The sequence below is a fragment of the Dyella sp. NPDC103356 genome (genome assembly GCF_055584465.1).
The window spans coordinates 140,198-160,496 of record NZ_JBVJLZ010000002.1 but is presented as its reverse complement, the minus strand read 5'-3'; the positions used below and the strand labels follow the sequence as shown (position 1 = coordinate 160,496).

18 protein-coding genes and 1 tRNA gene are annotated in these 20,299 nt (G+C 60.5%); 10 read left to right on the top strand and 9 right to left on the bottom strand.

From position 1 onward, the window contains the following. Positions 1 to 48 precede the first annotated feature (48 nt). Entirely contained in the window at positions 49 to 1,029 is a 981-nt protein-coding gene (locus ACZ6WW_RS04215) for a TolB family protein (RefSeq protein WP_465273106.1), read from the bottom strand. Between the two features lie 135 nt (positions 1,030 to 1,164). Between ACZ6WW_RS04215 and ACZ6WW_RS04210 the strand changes: the two genes are divergently transcribed. The 5 genes from ACZ6WW_RS04210 (at position 1,165) to msrA (ending at position 3,881) form a co-directional block, all read left to right on the top strand. Beyond that, positions 1,165 to 2,013 carry a DUF72 domain-containing protein gene (locus ACZ6WW_RS04210; RefSeq protein ID WP_465273105.1) on the top strand — a complete coding sequence of 283 codons (849 nt, stop codon included), beginning with the start codon at positions 1,165 to 1,167 and terminating at the stop codon, positions 2,011 to 2,013. A 22-nt stretch (positions 2,014 to 2,035) separates the two neighbouring features. Further along, positions 2,036 to 2,458 carry a guanyl-specific ribonuclease gene (locus ACZ6WW_RS04205; protein WP_465273104.1) on the top strand — a complete coding sequence of 141 codons (423 nt, stop codon included), beginning with the start codon at positions 2,036 to 2,038 and terminating at the stop codon, positions 2,456 to 2,458. Beyond that, the gene (locus ACZ6WW_RS04200) at positions 2,455 to 2,889 is read left to right on the top strand and encodes a barstar family protein (RefSeq protein WP_465273103.1); all 435 of its coding nucleotides are present in this window, start codon (positions 2,455 to 2,457) and stop codon (positions 2,887 to 2,889) included. Before ACZ6WW_RS04205 ends, ACZ6WW_RS04200 begins: the two co-directional genes overlap by 4 nt. Beyond that, a complete protein-coding gene (locus ACZ6WW_RS04195) occupies positions 2,889 to 3,107 on the top strand; it encodes an RNA-binding S4 domain-containing protein (protein WP_465273102.1) in 219 nt (72 codons plus the stop codon). The genes ACZ6WW_RS04200 and ACZ6WW_RS04195 overlap by 1 nt, the downstream gene beginning before the upstream one ends. A gap of 72 nt (positions 3,108 to 3,179) precedes the next feature. Continuing rightward, on the top strand, positions 3,180 to 3,881 hold the full coding sequence (msrA, locus tag ACZ6WW_RS04190) for a peptide-methionine (S)-S-oxide reductase MsrA (RefSeq protein WP_465273101.1): 702 nt from the start codon (positions 3,180 to 3,182) through the stop codon (positions 3,879 to 3,881). 234 nt (positions 3,882 to 4,115) lie between these two features. On the opposite strand, the gene ACZ6WW_RS04185 is transcribed toward msrA, so the two are convergent. Next, a complete protein-coding gene (locus ACZ6WW_RS04185; RefSeq protein WP_465273100.1) occupies positions 4,116 to 5,276 on the bottom strand; it encodes an acyl-CoA dehydrogenase family protein in 1,161 nt (386 codons plus the stop codon). A gap of 154 nt (positions 5,277 to 5,430) precedes the next feature. On the opposite strand from ACZ6WW_RS04185, the gene ACZ6WW_RS04180 reads away from it, so the two are divergent. The 3 genes from ACZ6WW_RS04180 to metH are packed head-to-tail and all read left to right on the top strand — an operon-like array spanning position 5,431 to position 10,165. After that, on the top strand, positions 5,431 to 6,366 hold the full coding sequence (locus tag ACZ6WW_RS04180) for an ArsR/SmtB family transcription factor (protein WP_465273099.1): 936 nt from the start codon (positions 5,431 to 5,433) through the stop codon (positions 6,364 to 6,366). 3 nt (positions 6,367 to 6,369) lie between these two features. Continuing rightward, a complete protein-coding gene (locus ACZ6WW_RS04175; RefSeq protein WP_465273098.1) occupies positions 6,370 to 7,443 on the top strand; it encodes a homocysteine S-methyltransferase family protein in 1,074 nt (357 codons plus the stop codon). Between the two features lie 37 nt (positions 7,444 to 7,480). Next, positions 7,481 to 10,165 (top strand): methionine synthase, encoded by a 2,685-nt coding sequence (gene metH / locus ACZ6WW_RS04170; RefSeq protein WP_465273097.1) that lies wholly within the window; start codon positions 7,481 to 7,483, stop codon positions 10,163 to 10,165. A 15-nt stretch (positions 10,166 to 10,180) separates the two neighbouring features. On the opposite strand, the gene ACZ6WW_RS04165 is transcribed toward metH, so the two are convergent. Next, positions 10,181 to 10,525, bottom strand: a complete 345-nt coding sequence (locus ACZ6WW_RS04165) for a lipid-A-disaccharide synthase N-terminal domain-containing protein (RefSeq protein ID WP_281848174.1) — start codon at positions 10,523 to 10,525, stop codon at positions 10,181 to 10,183. Positions 10,526 to 10,662: 137 nt separating this feature from the next. Here ACZ6WW_RS04165 and ACZ6WW_RS04160 point away from each other — a divergent pair. Then, positions 10,663 to 10,737, top strand: a tRNA-Val gene (locus tag ACZ6WW_RS04160). A gap of 438 nt (positions 10,738 to 11,175) precedes the next feature. On the opposite strand, the gene ACZ6WW_RS04155 is transcribed toward ACZ6WW_RS04160, so the two are convergent. The 4 genes from ACZ6WW_RS04155 to ACZ6WW_RS04140 all read right to left on the bottom strand — a co-directional run bounded on the left by ACZ6WW_RS04155 (position 11,176) and on the right by ACZ6WW_RS04140 (position 15,272). Next, on the bottom strand, positions 11,176 to 11,487 hold the full coding sequence (locus tag ACZ6WW_RS04155; protein WP_465273096.1) for a hypothetical protein: 312 nt from the start codon (positions 11,485 to 11,487) through the stop codon (positions 11,176 to 11,178). Between the two features lie 69 nt (positions 11,488 to 11,556). After that, positions 11,557 to 12,543 carry a hypothetical protein gene (locus ACZ6WW_RS04150; RefSeq protein ID WP_465273095.1) on the bottom strand — a complete coding sequence of 329 codons (987 nt, stop codon included), beginning with the start codon at positions 12,541 to 12,543 and terminating at the stop codon, positions 11,557 to 11,559. 639 nt (positions 12,544 to 13,182) lie between these two features. After that, a complete protein-coding gene (locus tag ACZ6WW_RS04145; RefSeq protein WP_465273094.1) occupies positions 13,183 to 14,778 on the bottom strand; it encodes a hypothetical protein in 1,596 nt (531 codons plus the stop codon). A 32-nt stretch (positions 14,779 to 14,810) separates the two neighbouring features. Further along, complete coding sequence (locus ACZ6WW_RS04140) at positions 14,811 to 15,272, bottom strand: DUF3574 domain-containing protein (RefSeq protein ID WP_281848170.1); 462 nt, start codon at positions 15,270 to 15,272, stop codon at positions 14,811 to 14,813. 302 nt (positions 15,273 to 15,574) lie between these two features. Here ACZ6WW_RS04140 and ACZ6WW_RS04135 point away from each other — a divergent pair, with 302 nt between their 5' ends. Continuing rightward, positions 15,575 to 18,031, top strand: a complete 2,457-nt coding sequence (locus tag ACZ6WW_RS04135; RefSeq protein ID WP_465273093.1) for a TonB-dependent receptor plug domain-containing protein — start codon at positions 15,575 to 15,577, stop codon at positions 18,029 to 18,031. A 72-nt stretch (positions 18,032 to 18,103) separates the two neighbouring features. Here ACZ6WW_RS04135 and ACZ6WW_RS04130 read toward each other — a convergent pair whose 3' ends face one another. Together ACZ6WW_RS04130 and ACZ6WW_RS04125 are read right to left on the bottom strand one after the other, a co-directional pair. After that, complete coding sequence (locus ACZ6WW_RS04130; RefSeq protein WP_465273092.1) at positions 18,104 to 19,486, bottom strand: PstS family phosphate ABC transporter substrate-binding protein; 1,383 nt, start codon at positions 19,484 to 19,486, stop codon at positions 18,104 to 18,106. 359 nt (positions 19,487 to 19,845) lie between these two features. Beyond that, on the bottom strand, positions 19,846 to 20,217 hold the full coding sequence (locus ACZ6WW_RS04125; protein ID WP_465273091.1) for a hypothetical protein: 372 nt from the start codon (positions 20,215 to 20,217) through the stop codon (positions 19,846 to 19,848). Between the last annotated feature and the right edge of the window lie 82 nt (positions 20,218 to 20,299).

The window sequence follows — 20,299 nt, the reverse complement described above, 5'->3', positions numbered from 1 at the left end:
AAAGCCGGAACTATCTCGCTAAATGCGCCCCGACACCAGCGCCGGAAGTCAGCCCCCGGAGGCGTGTGCATCCAGCCAGGGCGCGAGCGACACCGACCACAGGTTGTCGTTACCGTTGTCCCAGGTCTGCATCCGCGAAAGGTCCTGCGAGGCCTGCCCGGCCGCACGCGGATAAACCACACGCGTCGTGCGCGGGCTACTGAAATACAGCGTGCGATGGTCGGCGCCCAGATGCGAGCCCCATGGCGAACCGCGGTTGATCTCGTCGCCCAGGTCGATCGGCTTGCTCCAGCCGTCGCCGTCGCGGAAGGCCAGGTATAGCCGATCCGGATCGTCCTTGCCGGCATAATTGGCGTCGAACACGATAAAGGATTGATCCGGCGCAACAGCCGGGTCGAGCTCATGCGTATCACTGTTGCCGAGTTTCAAAGGCTCGGCCTCTTGATACGCGCCATCCCGATAAACAGACCGATACAACTTGAAAGCACCCTGCCCGCCGCCTGGGACCGGACGTTGAAAATACAGGCTGCCATCGGCGGCAATGCTTGGCGAATAGGTGCGTGTGCCCTGATTCACCGTTGCCGGCAACAACACCGGCTCGCCCCAACGATCGCCATGCCGCTCGACTTTCCACAAGCGGCCGCCCCAGCCGGCCGACACCTTGCCGTTGGACAACTGCGCGTCCAGGGCTTTGCCATCCGGCGTGTCGGGCCGATTGGAGCTGAACACCACGAAGGTCCCATCCGGCGACATCGCCGGATCGTGGTCCAGCCAGCGCCCCGAAAACGGTGCGATCTGTGGCGGCTGCCATTGCCCGTGCACCCGATGGGTCACCAGAACGATCTGGTTCTGGCCCGTGCTGCGATCAAAGACGAGGGTATTTCCATCGGGCGAAAACGCGGCCAAATCCTCACTCGCCGGCCCGGAGATGACGCCCGGCGCGAACACTTCCGGCGTCGCGGTCTGCGCGGCTGCCGCTGCGCTGCTACATGCCAAGACGGCCAACAACACACCCCTGATGCGCTGCATGATTGATCCTCATTGTATGGACGGGGGACGGCAAGCCCGCCATAAGCTGCGCCGCGCCCGCGACTGCCGCGCGTGCTTGAAGTCACGCCGGGCCGGGCGTGGCATCATGGTGCGCCGCTTGTCACGACCTTTCCGATGCCTACTCGTGCCCCCAAAGGCGATCTGTTCGCCAGCGTTGCCGCCACCCACCCGATACGCGCCGGTATCGGCGGCTGGACGTATGCACCCTGGCGCAAGAATTTCTATCCGGACGGCCTGACGCAAAAGCGCGAGCTCGAGTACGCCAGCCGCCACCTGCGCGCGATCGAAATCAACGGCACGTTCTATGGCGCGCAGAAGCCCGCTACTTATGCACGCTGGGCGTCGGAAACACCCGAAGGTTTCGTGTTTTCGCTCAAGGCGCCACGCTACGTCACCGAGGGCAAGCGCCTGGCCGATACGGAGAAAGGCATTCGCGGCTTTGTCGAAGGCGGCCTGTCGGAAATGGGCGACCGCCTGGGGCCGATCCTGTGGCAGCTTCCGCCCTCGCGACCCTTCGATGCCGACGACCTGGACGCGTTCCTGGCGTTGCTCCCGGCCAAGCTCGAAGGCGAACCGTTGCGGCATGTGCTTGAAGTGCGCCACCCCAGCTTTCTCAGCGAAGCGTACGTCGCGTTGGCGCGCAAGCACCGCATCCCGACCGTGTTCACCGATTCACCCGACTATCCTTCGCTGGCCGATATCACCGGAGATTTCACCTATGCACGGCTGATGCGCAGCGAGGACAAGATCGCTACCGGTTATGCCGACAACAATCTCGATGCATGGGCATCACGTGCCGAACGCTGGGCAAGCGGCGAAGACAATGCCGATCTTCCGCACATGACCGAGGCCACGCCAAAAACCGCGCCGCGCGATGTGTTCGTGTTTTTTATCAGCGCGGCAAAACATCGAAACCCCGCCGCAGCGATGGCGTTGCAAAAACGCGTCGACGCAGCCGCCTAAGTCATCTCGATAAGGATTATCCATGCGCGTCAATCGCATTCTTCCATTGATCATCCTGGTATTGGTCGTTGGCTGGCTTTATTTGCAGCCCAACCGGCACCCCAGCCAGCTCAATACGGCGCAAACACCATCACGAACCGCCAGCACCGAAACGAGTGCCTGCCCCGTCCTGCCCATGTTCCTTCCGCAGGAGGCTTATCAGACGATCAAGCTGATCGAGAGTAACGGCCCGTTCCCGCATCGCCAGGATGGGGTGGTCTTCGGCAACCGCGAAAACCTGCTGCCGCAACAAGCCAACGGCTACTACCACGAATACACCGTGGAAACGCCCGGCAGCCCGGATCGCGGCGCACGACGCATCATCACCGGCGGCACGCCGCCAACGATCTACTATTACACTGACGACCACTACCGCAGCTTCCGCTGTTTCCAGGTGCACGCATGAGCGCTTCGTTTGACATCGACCTGAATGATCCTGCGCGCGGCGGCGTGTTTTTCGTTACCCAGGACGACATCGCTGCGCTGGACAAGGCGGCCGGCAAGTATCCGCTGCGCACATTGCATATCGACTTGCACGGCTGCACCGACAAGACCTCGCTGATGCGGCATCTCAACGATGCGTTGCATTTCCCCGAGAGTTTCGGCGACAACTGGGATGCGCTCGCCGACAGCCTGCGCGACCTGTCCTGGCTGAAAGCCTCCGGTTATCTGTTGCTGATCGTGCACGGCGAAACCCTGCGCGACGCCAGCGAAGAAGATTTCGATACCTTGCTCGACGTGCTCGATGAGGCGGCGGAACACTGGTTCGACAACCAGACCCCCTTCTTTGCGTTTGTCGCATTGCCCGAAAGCGCTTTTGACGAGGCCGACGCCTGATGGAACTGGATTTCGAGCTGGACCGCGACTACGTGGAACTCAATCAGCTGCTCAAGCTCAGCGGCCTGTGCGACAGCGGCGGTGCTGGCAAAGCGATCGTCGCCAGCGGCGCCGTGAGCGTGGATGGCGAGCAGGAACTGCGCAAGACCTGCAAGATCCACGCGGGCCAGACCGTGCAGGTCGGCGACATCACGATCTACGTGGTGGAAGCGGCGTAACCTTCCCGGCGTGCACGACGAATAGGTGATACAGGGGCAACCCTGCCCACCGTCCCCAGCCGGAGTGCGCTTATGTCGTTTACGCTCAAACCCCTGGCCGCGCTACTGATTGCCGCAGGTGTCGCGGCTTGCAGCACGCCTGCCATCAGCCATGAATCGGGCGCTTTGCCAGCCCCCCAGACCGATACCCCTCTGGCCAAGACGCATAGCGAAGAAGTGGCTGTGCTGTCGGGTGGCTGCTTCTGGGGCGTCGAGGCGGTATTCGAGCATGTCAAAGGTGTGAAGCGCGTGTGGTCCGGTTATTCCGGCGGCAGCGCGGCCACCGCGACCTACGATCAGGTCAGCGATGGCGATACCGGCCATGCCGAATCGGTGAAGATCATCTACGACCCTGCGCAGGTGAGCTACGGTCAGCTGCTGCGGGTGTTCTTCTCCGTTGCGACGGATCCCACGCTGCTCAATCGCCAGGGTCCCGACGTTGGCACGCAATATCGTTCGGCGATTTTCTTCAACACGCCCGAACAGGAGCGCGTAGCCAAGGCCTATATCGCGCAACTGGGCGCGGACAAGGCCTTCGACGATCCGATCGTGACCCAGGTGGTGCCGCTGAAGGCGTTCTATCCGGCCGAAGCCTATCACCAGGACTATGCACGCCTGCATCCGGACGATCGCTATATCGTGGTCAACGATGCACCGAAGGTCGTGAACCTGCAGCGTTATTTTCCCGACATCTATCGCACGCAGGAACAGGTCGTGAGCGTGCAGCTGCACTAACAGCGCTTTTATGAGAGCGATTTCAGTCGATCTCTAAAAACCCTTTCCTATCCGCCGCCCCGGCGAAAGCCGGGGCCCAGCGTCTTCCGCACGTTGAAGCATAAGGCGCTGGGTCCCGGCTTTCGCCGGGACGACGATGAAAACTGAGGTTTTTCGGGGTTCCGTGAAGTCGCGACATGCACACAGCAAAACGCCCGGGCACCAAGGTGACCGGGCGTTGAGTAAATCGAAACCTTAGCGCAGGCCGGTTTCGGCGCGTGCGATCACCATGCGCTGGATTTCGCTGGTGCCTTCGTAGATCTCGGTGATCTTCGCATCGCGGAAATAACGCTCCAGCGGCATCTCCTTCGAATAACCCATGCCGCCGTGAATCTGCACGGCCTGGTGGGCGATCCACATCGCCGCTTCGGATGCGACCAGCTTGGCTACCGACGCCTCGGTGCCGAAACGGCCGCCGTTCTTTTCCGCCTGACCTTTCGCCCATGCCGCGCGCAGCGTCAGCAACGTCGCCGCGTCGAGCTTGCACTTCATGTCGGCGATCTTGGCCTGGGTCATCTGGAAGGTGCCGATCGGCTGGCCGAATGCCTTGCGATCGCGCGACCACTGCAGCGTGGCTTCATAGGCCGCGCGTGCGATACCGACGGACTGCGAAGCGATGCCGATACGGCCGGCATCGAGCACGCCCATCGCGATGGAAAAGCCCTTGCCCTCTTCACCCAGCAGGTTTTCCTTCGGCAGGACGTAATCGGAGAATTCGATCTCGCAGGTCGCCGATGCGCGGATGCCCAGCTTCGGCTCGGTCTTGCCGGCGTGGAAACCCGGCAATTGCGTATCGACGATAAAGGCCGACACGCCTTTGGCGCCGATGCCCGGCGTAGTGATGGCGAACAGCACGATATAGCGTGCGACGGGGCCGGAAGTGATCCAGCTCTTCTTGCCGTTGATCACCCAGTCGCCCTTGGCGTTCTTGGTGGCGCGGGTGTGCATGGCCGATGCATCGGAACCGGACTGCGGCTCGGTCAACGCATAGGCGCCGATGGCTTCGCCCGAAGCGATCGCGCGCACGTACTTCTGCTTCTGCTCCTCGTTGCCGTGCTTGAGGATGCCGTTGCAGAACAGCGAATTGTTGACCGACATCACCGTCGAGGTGGCCGCATCGGCCGCGGCGATCTCGATCATCGCCAGCACATAGGCGATCGGATCCATGCCCGCGCCGCCGTACTCCCCCGGCACCTCGATACCCATCAGGCCCAGCTGGCCCATCTCACGGATATTGTCGAGCGGAAACTCGCCCTTGGCGTCCAGCTCCGCCGCCACGGGTGCGATGCGCTTCTGCGCGAAGTCGCGGGCGATGGACTGAATCGACAATTGGTCTTCAGTAAAGCTGAAATCCATGGGGAAGCTCCGAGGAATCTAGGGAAGCCCTCTATTTTAGCGTGGAGCGGCGGTAAGGCCTTGTGCGGTTGCAGCAATTGCCCCACAAACCCTTGACGCCCGCACCCCATCGGCCTAGCCTTAACATCTCTTTATCGCGATACAAGGATGCCTGATGGATCTGGCCACTGCGTCCAGTGTGCTGCGACTGCTCGCGGACCCGACCCGGGTGCGCCTGCTTGCGCTGCTTGAACGCGAAGAATTGACCGTGGCCGAGCTTGCTGCCGTGCTCCATCTTGCCCAGCCACGCGTATCCACGCACCTGGCCAAGTTGAAAGAAGCCAACCTGGTCCGCGACCGCCGCGCGGGTGTCTCGGCGTACTACCGCGCCAACAGCGAAGGTGACGAGAAGCAGCACGAGCTGCTCAAGTCCCTGCGCGAAAGCATCGACGATGCCCTGCTGCGCGACGATGCGGCGCGCCTGCCTGCCGTGCTGGCCAATCGTGCCCGCGAACAAGGCTGGGCCGACACGGTGGCCGGCGACATGGAGCGGCATTATTCACCCGGTCGTACCTGGGAAACCGTCGCCCGTGCGCTGATGCAGCTGCTGGAAACCGGCGATGTGCTCGATATCGCCTCTGGCGACGGCCTGACCGCCGAACTGCTGGCACCGCATGCGCGCTCCATCGTCTGCATCGACAGCAGCGATCGCGTGGTCGAAGCCGCCAGGATGCGCCTGAAGGCATTCGAGCACGTACGAGTGGAACAGGGCGACATGCAGCAACTGCAGCTGAAGGACGCCAGCTTCGACCTGGTTTTGATGCTGCACGCCCTCACTTACACCGAGCAGCCCGCACAAGCCGTGGCCGAAGCCTCGCGCGTGCTGCGCCCCGGCGGCCGGCTGCTTGCGGTGACGCTGGGCAAGCACGATCACCGCGCGGTGGTCGAGCCGTTCGATCACCGCAACCTGGGTTTTTCGAGCGCCGATCTGGAAGGTTTTGCCAAGAGCGCCAGGCTGGATGTGATCAGCTGCATCCGTCTGAGCCGCGAACGCAAGGCACCGCATTTCGAAGTCATCAGCCTGCTGGCCCGTAAACCGGCGAGGAAGTGAAGCATGAGCCAACTACCCTGGCACAACCCCGAGCGCGTCGCCAAACTCGAAGCGGCGCTGCGCGAACGTATTCTGATTATCGACGGCGGCATGGGCACCATGCTGCAGGGCCATCAGCTGGACGAGTCGAGCTTCCGTGGCGATCGCTTCGTCGAAGGCCACGACAGTCATCACCAGCACGACCATCCCGGTAGCTGCGACCTCAAGGGTAATAACGACCTGCTGACGCTGACCAAACCGGACATCATTCGCGGCGTGCACGAGGCTTATCTGCAAGCTGGCGCCGATCTGGTCGAAACCAATACCTTCAACTCTACGCGCATCAGCCAGGCCGATTACCACCTGGAGCATCTGGCTTACGAGTTGAATCGCGAAGGTGCCGCGCTGGCCCGCGCCGCGTGCGATGCCGTGGAGACAGCGGAACGTCCGCGCTTTGTCATCGGTGTGCTTGGTCCCACCAGCCGTACCGCATCGCTGTCGCCGGACGTCAATGACCCGGGATTCCGCAATGTGACTTTCGAGGAGCTGGTCAGCAACTACATGGAGTCGACCAGCGGACTGATCGATGGCGGTGCCGACCTGATCATGGTCGAGACCATCTTCGATACGCTCAATGCCAAGGCCGCGCTGTTTGCGATCAGCGAAGTATTTCGCGAGCGCGGCTACCGGCTGCCGATCATGATCTCCGGCACCATCACCGACCGCTCCGGCCGCACCCTGTCCGGCCAGACGGCGGAGGCTTTCTATTATTCCGTGAGCCATGCGCGGCCGTTGTCGGTGGGCCTCAACTGCGCACTGGGCGCCGCCGATCTGCGTCCTCATGTGCAGACCTTGGCCAACAGTGCCAGCTGCTTTATCAGCACGCATCCGAATGCCGGCTTGCCGAACGCCTTTGGTGAATACGACGAAACACCCGAGCAGATGGCCTCGGTGATCGGCGGTTTCGCTCGCGACGGTCTGCTCAACATGGTCGGCGGCTGCTGCGGCACGACGCCTGCGCATATACGCGCCATTGCCGAGGCTGTGCGCGATTACGCCCCGCGCGCGCTCCCCACGGCCGAGCAGCAAGCCGCGTGATCGGCTGCTGCATAAAAAGACAAGAGTCCCGTTATACATGAGCGTCACCCGCCACACCCGTCTGTCCGGCCTCGAACCGCTGGTACTTACACCCGACCTGCTGTTCGTCAATGTCGGTGAGCGTACCAATGTCACCGGCTCGGCGCAGTTCAAGAAACTGATCAAGGAAGAACGCTACGAGGAAGCCGTCGACGTCGCGCGTCAACAGGTGGCCAGCGGCGCGCAGATCATCGACGTCAACATGGACGAAGGCTTGATCGATTCGGAAGCGGCGATGACGCGCTTTCTGAACCTGATCGCCGCCGAACCGGATATCGCACGCGTACCGGTGATGGTCGACTCCTCCAAGTGGACCGTGATCGAGGCCGGTCTGCGCTGCCTGCAGGGCAAAGGCATCGTCAACTCGATCTCGATGAAGGAAGGCGAAGCGCTGTTCCTGGAACATGCGCGCAAGGTGCAGCAATACGGTGCCGCCGTGGTCGTCATGGCGTTCGACGAACAGGGCCAGGCCGATACCTGCGAACGCAAGGTCGAGATCTGCTCGCGTGCCTATGAGCTGTTGACCCGCGAACTCGATTTCCCGCCCGAAGACATCATTTTCGATCCGAATATCTTCGCCATCGCCACCGGCATCGAAGAACATAACAACTACGCGGTGGACTTCATCGAAGCCACCCGCGAAATCAAGCGGCGCTTTCCGAATACCCATGTATCCGGTGGCGTCTCGAACGTATCGTTCTCGTTCCGCGGCAACAATACCGTGCGCGAAGCGATCCATTCGGTGTTCCTGTATCACGCGATTCGCGCCGGCATGGACATGGGCATCGTCAACGCTGGTGCGTTGATGATCTATGACGATGTCCCGGCGGAACTGCGCGAGCGCGTCGAAGATGTCGTGCTTAACCGACGCACCGACGCCACCGAGCGTCTGCTGGAAATCGCCGAAAGCTTCAGGGCAAAGAAAGGCGAAGTCATCGTCGAAAACCTCGCCTGGCGCGAAAAGCCGGTACGCGAGCGCCTGAGCCACGCGCTGGTACACGGCATCGACCAGTATGTCGTCGAGGACACCGAAGAAGCGCGTAAGGACTCCACACGCCCACTGGACGTGATCGAAGGGCCGCTGATGGACGGCATGAATGTCGTCGGCGACCTGTTCGGTGCCGGCAAGATGTTCCTGCCCCAGGTAGTGAAATCCGCGCGCGTAATGAAGCGCGCCGTCGCCCATCTGATTCCGTATATCGAAGAAGAAAAACTGCGCACCGGCGATGCCGGCAAGAACAACGGCAAGATCGTCATGGCGACTGTCAAAGGCGACGTGCACGACATCGGCAAGAACATCGTCGGCGTGGTGCTGCAGTGTAATAACTTCGAAGTGATCGACCTCGGTGTCATGGTATCCGCGCAAAAGATCCTTGATACAGCGCGTGCCGAGAACGCCGATATCATCGGATTATCCGGCCTGATCACTCCCTCGCTCGAAGAAATGAGCCAGGTCGCACGCGAGATGCAGCGACAGGATTTCCAGATACCGCTGATGATCGGTGGCGCCACCACCTCGCGTGCGCATACCGCGCTCAAGATCGAGCCGCACTACAAATCACCGACCGTGTGGGTCAAGGATGCCTCGCGCGCCGTAGGCGTGGCGCAGTCGCTGGTCAGCAAGGAGCTGGTCGACAACTTCATGGCAAAGATCCGCAGCGAGTACGAGGAAATCCGCGAACGCCACAAGCAACGTGGCCCCGGCAAGCATCTCGTACCACTGGAGAAAGCACGCGCACAACGCTGGCGTTGCGACTGGGCGAGCTATACGCCGCCGACACCCAACAAAGCCGGCCTGACTGTCTTTGACAACTATGATTTGGCCGAACTGCGCCAGTACATCGACTGGACGCCCTTCTTCAATGCCTGGGAACTGGCCGGCCGCTATCCGGCCATTCTTACCGACGAGGTGGTCGGCAAGCAGGCCACCGAATTGTTCGCCGATGCACAGGCCATGCTGGACAAGCTGATCGCCGAGCGCTGGCTGACCGCGCGTGGGGTGATCGGCTTCTGGCCTGCACACAGCATCGACGACGACATCGTCGTTACCAACGACGGCAAGACCACCAGACTCCACCACCTGCGCCAGCAGGTCGACAAACCCGTCGAACGCCCCGACTTCTGTCTAAGCGATTTCGTTGCACCCAAGGACGCTGGCAAACACGATTGGCTGGGTGGTTTTGCAGTCACTGCCGGGATCGGCATCGAGAAGCATGTCGCCCGCTTCGAGGCTGTGCACGACGACTATTCCTCGATCATGCTCAAGGCGTTGGCCGATCGCCTCGCCGAGGCTTTTGCCGAGCGTATGCACGAACGCGTACGTCGTGAATTCTGGGGCTATGCGCCGCAGGAAACCCTGGATAACCACGCGCTCATCGAAGAGAAGTACCAGGGCATCCGCCCTGCCCCCGGCTACCCGGCCTGCCCCGATCACACCGAAAAGACGACCTTGTTCCAGTTACTGGATGCGACTGGCAACGCCGGCATCGAGCTGACCGAAGGCTTCGCGATGTATCCCACCGCGGCCGTCTCGGGCTGGTATTTCTCGCACCCGGAAAGCCAGTACTTCGTCGTCGGGCGTCTGACCCGGGAACAAGTCGACGATTACGCCAAGCGTAAAGGCTGGACCCGCGAGCAGGCCGAGCGTTGGCTGGCTCCGAATCTCGATTACGATCCGGAGTAATTGAGGGCGGTCGCTCTAAACCTCACTCTCCACTAACGCCTTGCGCCGCTTCACCTCGCGCAGATGCACCCACAGGTTGTAGACGGAAACAAAGGTCGGGAAAAAGTTGGAAAGAATACCCACCGAATCGTTCTTGCCGATGATGAAGTAGGCCAGCAACAACACGCTGCCGCACACCGACAACCACCAGAACGCCAGCGGCATCACCACCCGTTTCAACTTGCGGGTGTAGTAGAGCTGGACGAACCAGCGGCTGGTAAACATGATCGAGCCGGCATAGCCCACCGCCTTCCACGGCGTCAGATGGAAGCGATTCAGCGCCTCGATAATGTGGTTGAGTTCGTGCTGAAGGAAGTCCATAAGCGGGCCGGATGCAGGAAGGGAAACGGGGCATTCTATCAAGCCATACGCCCCTTCCCGGCAGCTTTCGGCCCGGAAACCTGCCCCGGCAGGCATTGACGCCGGTCCCGAAGTCCCTATAATGGCGCGTTCTCGGCGGGCGGTTAGCTCAGCGGTAGAGCACTGCCTTCACACGGCAGGTGTCACAAGTTCGATCCTTGTACCGCCCACCACCGATTCAGAAACCGGCCCTTTGCGGCCGGTTTCGTCGTTTCAGGGCAACGGAAAAGCGGAGCGTGCGTGTAGCAGCGGGCGCTTCACACCGCAGGTGTCACACCTTCGATCCTTGTACCGCCCACCACCGATTCAGAAACCGGCCCTTTGTGGCCGGTTTCGTCGTTTCAGGGCTGCGGAAAAGCGGAGCGTGCTTGTAGCAGCGGGCGCTTCACACCGCAGGTGTCACACCTTCGATCCTTGTACCGCCCACCACCGATTCAGAAACCGGCCCTTTGCGGCCGGTTTCGTCGTTTCAGGGCAACGGAAAAGCGGAGCGTGCGTGTAGCAGCGGGCGCTTCACACGGCAGGTGTCACACCTTCGATCCTTGTACCGCCCACCACCGATTCAGAAACCGGCCCTTTGCGGCCGGTTTCGTCGTTTCAGGGCCGCGTGATCAGAGGGACTCTGTTGGAGCACCCTTCGAACCAGACCCAAGCTCCTGAGCACAGGACTTCCCCAGCGATGTCAAAAGCCACCCTCCCATGAGGTACTGAGCAAGGCCCTTGGCCTCCAGCCCCGACAAGGCTTCCTTGTCGCTCTTGAGCAAGCCAACGTATCCCATGTAAAGGAATCGGAGCACGGCGGCTTCGTGCGCGGTCAACGTGAGGCCGTCCACGCGCAATTCCGCGGAGGCCGCCTTGGTGTTTTCTTGAGGGCTCTTTTTTTTCTTGGGTCCCACCGTGCTGTCCTCGTGGCGCACGAACAAGCGACTCGACCAGCCGGCTGTTCCGGGACACAAGGTACAACGAAAAACTGGGCGGCGGCTTCCCGCCTCTTACCGGCTCCTGGCTACCAGGGCATCTTTGGCATGTCGCTTGACCACACCCACCGCAAACCGAAACGCCGGACTCGGATCATCCAGGCGGAACGAGTGGTAGTGAGCATGCGTCCACTGACGAACGACGGCCCACCAATTGAGTGGCATGGCCCGGCGCTGTGCCCATAAGGTCCCGAAGTCTCTGTAGAAATCAACGCAGCCGGCGCCCACGACATAGTGAGGCGAGGCCAACCGCACTTCATGCCCCAGTGCATCCTGCCAGGCCATCTCGCAGACGTTGACACCGCAGCGCGCGGCAAACTCCACATAGGTCCAGGCGCGCGAGTTGATCTCCAGGATACGAAACGCGCCATCGCGAGCGTCGCGCTTGAACTCCGCGCTGAATATCCCGCGATAATCCAACGCCGCCAACAGCGCTTCGAGGTGTCGCAAAGGCACCTCTACATCGATCAAGGGGATGCTTTCGCAATACGAACTGTTGCCGAAGTCAGGCGGCGAAATACGGTACCGCCTTCGCGCGAACAAGCCGGTCAGGACACCATGGCGGTCGCGAAAACCATCGATGAAATAGTGATCCGCCGCCGTGCCGGGGACATACTCCTGCGCCATCAGCTTAAATCCCCTCGCATGCAGGGATTGCCAGCGGGTGAGCAGCTCGGTGCGGCTGGTGACCCAGACGCCCTTTGCACCCATCACATCGCTGAACTGTTGCGAATTGATCGGCTTGAGAAATACCCGATCGAGCTCGTCAAAGGGCACCGCCGTTACGTCATCCACGCTTTCGAGATAGAACGTTCTCGGGTGCGGCATGCTGGTGCCGGATAAGAACCGCGCGAACTTTGACTTGTCCTGCAATAGCGCCTGCGTCGCCGACGACGCGGTACTCACGGCAAATTTTGATCCCAGTAGTGCGTCGGGTAGTTCGCTCATCCAGAGCGCAGCATCATCCGCGCCAGCGATAAGTACAGCCTTATCCAGCGGCATACGATCGAGAGCCTCATGACCAGCACTCCCCAGAGCGCCATCCCAGGGAACGTCCGGCGTCGGTCGATACCATCGCGATGCAGTTACATGGTCGCCTTTAGGACAGGCTACGTAACTGTCGATGCCCGCCATGCGCAAGCAGCGCAAAATACCAAGCGCGGTCGGTCCGCGACCGACGACAATTGCCGGTACACCAGCACACGCTGCGCTTCGCATTGGACTCCCCTGCTAGCCATCGATAACGATGCCTTGCAGCGATGCTAGCACCGGCATTTGCCGGAAAAAGGCCAGAACGGGCGACTCTAACTTAAGGCCTATCAATCGCCTTCGCGTCACCGCTCACGCACAAAGTTACGACGACAGAGCACAGGCCAGGTGGAAAGCGCATCGGTGCCCCGGGCTGCGTATGCATCGAAAGCCTGGCGAAGGCTTGGCGCAAGAAATCACCTTCTGCTTGGCTGGCGCATCAGCCGAAAGAAACAGCTCATCTTGCACATTAAGGCGACCATAGGCGATGCGGTTAACACCCATCCGCTGAAAACCCGCCTGCGTTTTTGTCGGAGCGGCTTCAGCCGCGACACCCGGCTGCGTCACGGCTTGTCGCGACTGAAGTCGCTCCTACAGAGATTGCCTGAGCGCCTAAGAGGTGTGGCTCACTCCAGATGGCTTGTCCCGTTGCAACGACAACAAGAACAACACAACTGCCAATGCAACGTAGGCCCCGACGAACTGCCACACCATGGACTGCGCACCAGCGCTCAACTGCCAGGGTAAATAAATTCCGCCGGCCAGATCGACCGAATGAATCAGGCCGAATACTGTCAGCACCGCGCCAAGCAGCACGATGCCCGCGGCACGTGCAACGCGTCCATCGATAAGCGCCACGACAAAACTGGCCCAGATCATCGAGGTGATGATGAAGCCGTTGCCTAACACGGCGATCACCGCCAACTCGGAGATGCCACGCGTGTTGTCGTTGAACAACGCAACAAAATGATCCGGCGCCACATACGTGGGATCGCTGAGCTTGATCGTCACCATGCGTGCGATTGCCGGAAAGAAACTGAAGACCACGGCAGCGGCATAGCGCATCGGCGTGGCCTCGAAGGCCTGCACGGTAATGCCAATGGCAACAAAGACAAGAATCGGCGCGAGTACCGACAGGGGCACCAGCTCGACGATGTTCGACACATAGCCAAAAATACCGCCCAAGCCGATCACCAGACCGGTCAGCAAGGTATAGCCGCTACGCGCCCCCATGGCTTTGTACGAAGGCTGTCCGATGTACGGCGTTGTCTGCGCGACGCCGCCGCAGAAACCGGCCACCAAAGTGGCCAGCGCCTCGACCAGCAGGATGTCGCGCGTGGAGTAGTCGTCGCCGGCGGCGCGCGCGCTTTCGGTCACATTGATACCGCCGACAACCATCAACAGGCCGAACGGAAGAATCAGCGGCAGATACGGCAGCGTGTATGCCAGGCCATGCGTCCATTCGAGCGTGGGCAGCGGTAAGGCAAAGCGCCACTCCCATGCAGGCGGCACGTGGTAGCCGTTCCCCAGCAATCCCAAGGGACCGAGCAGGAAGTAGAGCAAGGCAGCAACAACGAAAGCCACCAACACACCCGGAAGGCCAAACGGCAGACGCCCTCTTGCCACCAGCGCATACAACACGATACCCAGCCCGGCAAAACCGACCACCGGCACTTTCAGAATCTCCACCAGCGGCAGGAAACCCATCAGCACCAGTGCGATGCCGGCAATCGACCCGAGCAACCCGGCGCGCGGCACATGCCGCTGCACCATCGCGCCGAAGAACGACAGCACCGTCTTCAACACACCCATCACGACCAGCGACGCCATACCCAACTGCCAGGTCGCAACAGCCGCGGCATGCGGGTCCATGCCGCTCTGTTTGAAGCTCAGGAAGGCCGGTCCCAGCACCAGCAGCGCCATGCCGATGCTCGTGGGAGCGTCCAGGCCAAGCGGCATGGCAGTGACATCCTCCCTGCCCGTGCGACGGGCCAATCGCCGCGCCATGATCGTATAGGCGATATTGCCAAGCAGCACGCCCAGCGCCGTCCCGGGAAACATGCGCAGGAAGACGATATCCGCGGGAAACCCGAAGATATGGATCAGCGCCATGGAGAGAAAGGCCATGATCGACAGGTTGTCGACCACCAGCCCAAGGAAGCCATTGAGATCGCCTGACGCGAGCCAGCGACGGGAAGCAGTTTGCACGGTAATTCCTGCGGATGCGCTAAGGAAGGACTTTAGAACGAAACATCGGCCGGCTGGGTAACACGCAGCACCGATTGATCGCCGGTCTTGTGCTTCCAGGCGGCACGGATGGCTTCGACCTTGGCGCGATTCTCGGCGGTGTCGGGATAGTCGATCACCAGCATTTTGGAGCGGAGCCGCTCGGGCGAGGTTTGTTGCTTGCCCTGCCACTGGCCGTAGACATCGATCACGCTCAAGCCATCCGGAAAGCGCGATGTCACCTCGCGATCGAGAAACGCACGCCAGTCCTGCTCGCTAACGCCGCTTTTCGTATCGTCGGCCAACCCAAGTCCAAAGTAGAGACGTGTATCGACCCAGCCTTGTGCCTGCGCCGGATGGGCGGTGTCGCCATGTAGCGTCGAGCCCGGCGTCGTCGACTGTACGGCGCAAGCGGCCAGCGGAAGAAGCAAAGCAAACGTCATAAGCATATGACGCGCGGTTTTATCGAAATGCATTTGGACATCCAGACGTATAGATTGAAATCGCAAGAAGTATTGACAAGCCTTCACCGCAATGCAACAAATACCTCACCTGCCCGTCAGGCCCGTGCCCACTGCCAACGCACGCTTTCGCTTTTCCAGGGAACCCGCTACACCGTGATTTGCCTTGTCCCCGCCAGCACCATGCCGCACGCGCTAACCGCGATGCGGCGATGTTACCGCCGCTAGGCGTTGCCCGCTCGCGGCGCCCTGGCGCCTCTCTTGCCAACCTCGCCCGCGATCTCGGGCGAAGGCATCCGTTTGTTCAAGGACCATCGATGTTGCTTTCTACTCTGCGCTTCCGGCATAGCCGTCTTTATATTGCCCTTGGCCTGGGCCTCGCTGTGGCGCCCCTGCATGCCCAGCAAGCGGCCGACGATCAACAAGCAAAAACGCTCGAACAGGTCGTCGTCACAGGCGTACGTGCCAGCGGTCGCACGGCGTTGGAATCACCGGTGCCGATCGACGTGTTGACGCAGCAGGATCTGCGTGCCGCCGGCGCCGTCAACGGCGAGCTGGGCCAGGCGCTGGCGACGCTGTTGCCGTCGTTCAATTTCCCGCGCCAATCCAACTCCGGCGGCTCGGATCATGTCCGCGCGGCACAGCTACGCGGGCTCTCGCCGGACCAGGTCCTGGTATTGGTCAACGGCAAGCGCTTCCATACCTCGGCACTGGTCAATACCGACACCAAGATCGGGCGCGGCACCACGCCTGTCGATTTCAATGCGATCCCGATCAGCGCGATCAAGCGTATCGAAGTGCTGCGCGATGGCGCCGGCGCGCAATACGGCTCCGATGCCATCGCCGGCGTGGTCAATATCATCCTTGACGATGCGCACGAAGGCGGCGAAGTGGTAGCCAACTACGGCGCCAATCACACGCACTTCAGCCCGACAAACCGTGATATCACCGATGGGCAAAGTACGTTCGCGAGCGCAAAGTTCGGTACCCGGCTGGCCGGCACCGGTTTTTTCGACGGCGGCATCGAGGTCAGCCATCACAACGCTACCAATCGCGCCGGCCTCGATACCGTGCCCGATTTCATCGCCGATCCCACGCCCGCCAATCTGGCGCTGCAGGGGCGCCGCAACTACATCGCTGGCGACCCGGAAAGCGAAAGCTACAACGGCTGGTTCAACAGTGAGCTACCGCTGACCGACACGACCAAATTGTATGGCTTCGGTACCTATACCCAGCGGCATACGATCGGTGACAACTATTTTCGTTATCCCGACAGCAGCGCCAATGTCCCTTCGATTTATCCGGACGGCTATCTGCCCCAATCGTTGGGTCACAACCGCGATGCGCAGGTGGCAGGCGGCGTGCGTGGACGATGGGGAGACTGGAACTACGATGGCAGCTTGAACTGGGGCAGCAACGCGTTCGACTACGACCTGCGCGATTCGCTGAATGCCTCGCTGGGTACGGATAGCCCCACCTCGTTTCACATTGCGTCCTATCGTTTCGACCAGACCAGCGCCAACCTCGACACCAACCGCGACTTCAGCATCGGCAGCCGGTTTCTTACCCTGGCACTGGGCGGCGAGTTTCGCCACGAAAGTTTCCAGACCAAACCAGGCGATCCTGCTTCGTATGCCGTCGGACCCATCGTCGACGCCCCAGCAGGCGCGCAAGCTGGCGGTGGCTTGCAACCGCAGGACGCGGCACATCTGACACGTCAGGTCAAAGCGCTGTATGCCGAAGCGTCCAGCGACATCACCGACCATGTCTTTGTCGATGCAGCCACGCGTTATGAGCACTACAGCGATTTCGGTGGCAACTGGAGCGGCAAACTCAGCGGACGTTGGGAATTCGTGCCCGGCTTTGCGTTGCGCGGCGCGGTATCGAACAACTTCCGCGCACCGTCGCTGAGCCAGATCGGCTTCGAATCCACCACCAGCGGTTACGGTGCCGACGGCAAACTCGTCACCGGCCGCATCCTTTCGGTCAATAACCCGCTGGCGCGCGGCTTGGGCGCTACGTCACTGAAGCCGGAGAAGTCACGCAATATCAGCCTGGGTCTGACCGGCCAGATCGGCAGCCGGTTCGATTTCACCCTGGACGTCTACCAGATCCATATCGACAACCGGGTAACGCTCTCCGAGACCATCGACAGCCCGGGCCTCGAAGATTACATCCTGCAGCACTTCGGTGTGCCCGGCGTGCAGAGCGTGGCGTTTTTCACCAACGCGGTGGACACACGCACTCGCGGCGCCGAACTGGTCGGCAATTACCACATACCGTGGGCCGGCGGACAACTGCTGCTGACGGCGGCCTATAGCCACAACAATACCGACATCCTGCACGTTCGCGCCACGCCCGAACAGCTCGCGGCGACCGGCGCTGGCAATGTGTTGTTCGGCGACGAAGAGCGCAATACCTTGACCGACGCCGCGCCGAAACAGCGCGGATCGTTTACCGCGAAATGGGACAACGCGCGCTGGAGCCTGCTCACTCGCGTTACACGCCAGGGCTCGACCGTGCGCGTCTTCGATTTCGGCGGCGGCTTCGAACCGGAGCAGCGCTACGCCGCACGCTGGCAGCTCGATGCGGAGGCGGAATACCACGTCACCAAGCAACTGAGCCTGGCCCTCGGTGGCTACAACATCACCAACCAGTACCCTACCCGCTCCAATAGCGATATCAACTACGGTGGCAATTTTCCGTATGACGTGATCTCGCCGATCGGTACGAATGGGGCGTATTGGTATGGGCGGGTGCGGTATACGTTCTAGATTTGCTAGCCTGTAAAAAAAGAAAGGGCGCATCCTGCGCCCTTTCCTTCGACTTCATTGCAACAGGCTCAATTACGCGCCAGTGCAACCGTTGATCTTGAGCTGATTGACATTGGTGCCAGTGATGAAGGCGTAACCCGTACCGTAACCGTTGGGGCCCGCACCGATCGTGGTCACACCAGTAGCCGGGCTATAGGGGTTGAACAAGAAGCTGCGCAGAGCAGTCAGGTTCGGGTTACCCTTGTTGTTGGCCAGCAGGTAGGTCACGGCGACGATGGGATAACCATTGGCCGGGTTCGAGTAGGTGGTCGGATCGACCACGAGCAAGCAACCCTTGGTGCCCGGAACCGTCTGTGCGCCCAGGACCGGCGTACCATCAGGGTTAACGCCAGTGATCACCATATCCGTCTTCGGAACAGAGACGGCATAGCCGGCCGTGATGGGGTTGACCAGATCCGTGATCGGATCCTTGAAGGCGGTGGTGCCATGCTTTGCGATCTTGGCGTAGCTTACCGAAGTCACCGGCGACGTAGCACCCATGGGCTGCGGCTGGACCAGCGTATTGGCGGCCTCAGCGTAACCGATGGAGCCATCGGCGCCATTCACCGTGGTGATCACGGCTGGGTTGCCACTGACACCGGTACCGCCCGGGAAGCCCGTCAGAGTGGCGACGACGTTCGTGAAGGTCTGATCGGTAGTGAAATGACCACCCAGCGTGTCACCCGCCGGGCCGCAAAGTGCAGCCAGATGGTTGCTGAAGTTGAACGTGGTGCCGCTGCCGTCGGAGCGGAACACCAGCTTGATGGTCTTGGAGGGGAAGCTGGAATTGATCTGGTTCCAGTTGGTGGTCACGCCCGAGAAGATCTGGCAAACCTGATCATCCGTCAGGTTCAGGGAACCTTGCGGGACATCGGTGTTGTTGTACACGACGGCGATCGAACCAACCAACGCCGGGAACTGCACCGGCTCGGAGTGGGCGGAGCCCTTGTTGGTCACATAGGTGGTGTATTCGGCTCCGCTCATCGGAGCGTCGGAGGCGACGAAATCCGGACGTGCCGTGACAGCAGCGGTCGGAATCTCAAAACCCGTGATGGCCGGATTGCTGAAGACCGGGCAAACGCCACCAGCCGACAGCGAAGGCGAGCCGGAGGTATCACCGTTCAGCACGCGCTTGCCACCGCCACTACCGGTCTGGCAGTAAGAAATCGTGTTGCTCGTGGTGGCCGCCCAAGCGCCGAACAAGGAGTTCGCGTCAACGACCGCGGCGTTCGACGAGAACGGGACAACCGTCGAATTCTGCGACAAACGAGCGATACCAGGAGTCGAAAGAAAACTCCAACCGACATAGCCACCGGCCGGCAGCGTAGCGCCACCGCCGTACAGGGTGGTGCTCATCGCGCTGGTAGCCAGGGTGCCGCCGGCGCACAACAGAAGCGCGCCCGCGAGCAGTTTCATACGGGCATTTCCCATCTTCATTCCAGACATGGTGTATCCCCAATAGCTTAGTAACCTCCGGATTGGAGGCCGAGCATTTATGCCCCAATGCAATGACATCGCTATTAAGAAAAGAAGACCGCTTATATTCCTTAAATATTACAAGGTTAAATGTAAATCAAATTAACTTCATTTAAATGTTTTACAAACGAGCAACCTTATTGCAAGAACGATTGCAAAATAAAAATTCAATGCCTGAAAAACATCAAATAATTATTTGATGTCCACACAAGGAAAAATATTTTTCGTGATACGAATCAAATTATAAATGAGCGATACATCACAAATAAACCATCGGCCATTTTCTATCTTATCGATCTTTACTTAAATTCACGAATCATTGACGCCACTTCCGCATCCAGATCGGCGCAGCTACCTAAGGCATCCAACTCATCGCCAGCCAATTCAGAAAGCACGAACCGCACGGCGCTGCGGCGCCCTTCCCTGCACCAAAGGTTCAAGACATACGGCAGAGCCCTGATAATATCGGTAGCCATCTCGCCACCCGATCTGCGTTGCAGGCGCTTTTTGACGACATAATCTATCCGAAGACTAATGGCAGCACCCTGGTTCCTTATCAGTTCTTCCAGTTGGCTCCGCCCACAATGATCGATAAACCAGTCCGCCACACGATACTGGCCCGCACTAAATAATTGACGCAGGGTTTCTGCTACGACATGAACACTGCTCATGAGCGCCTCTCGCTTAAAAAGAGGCAAAAAAACGCCATGACCGCTGCAAGCGGACTTGTCTTTGCCATCGCAATACTCCAAT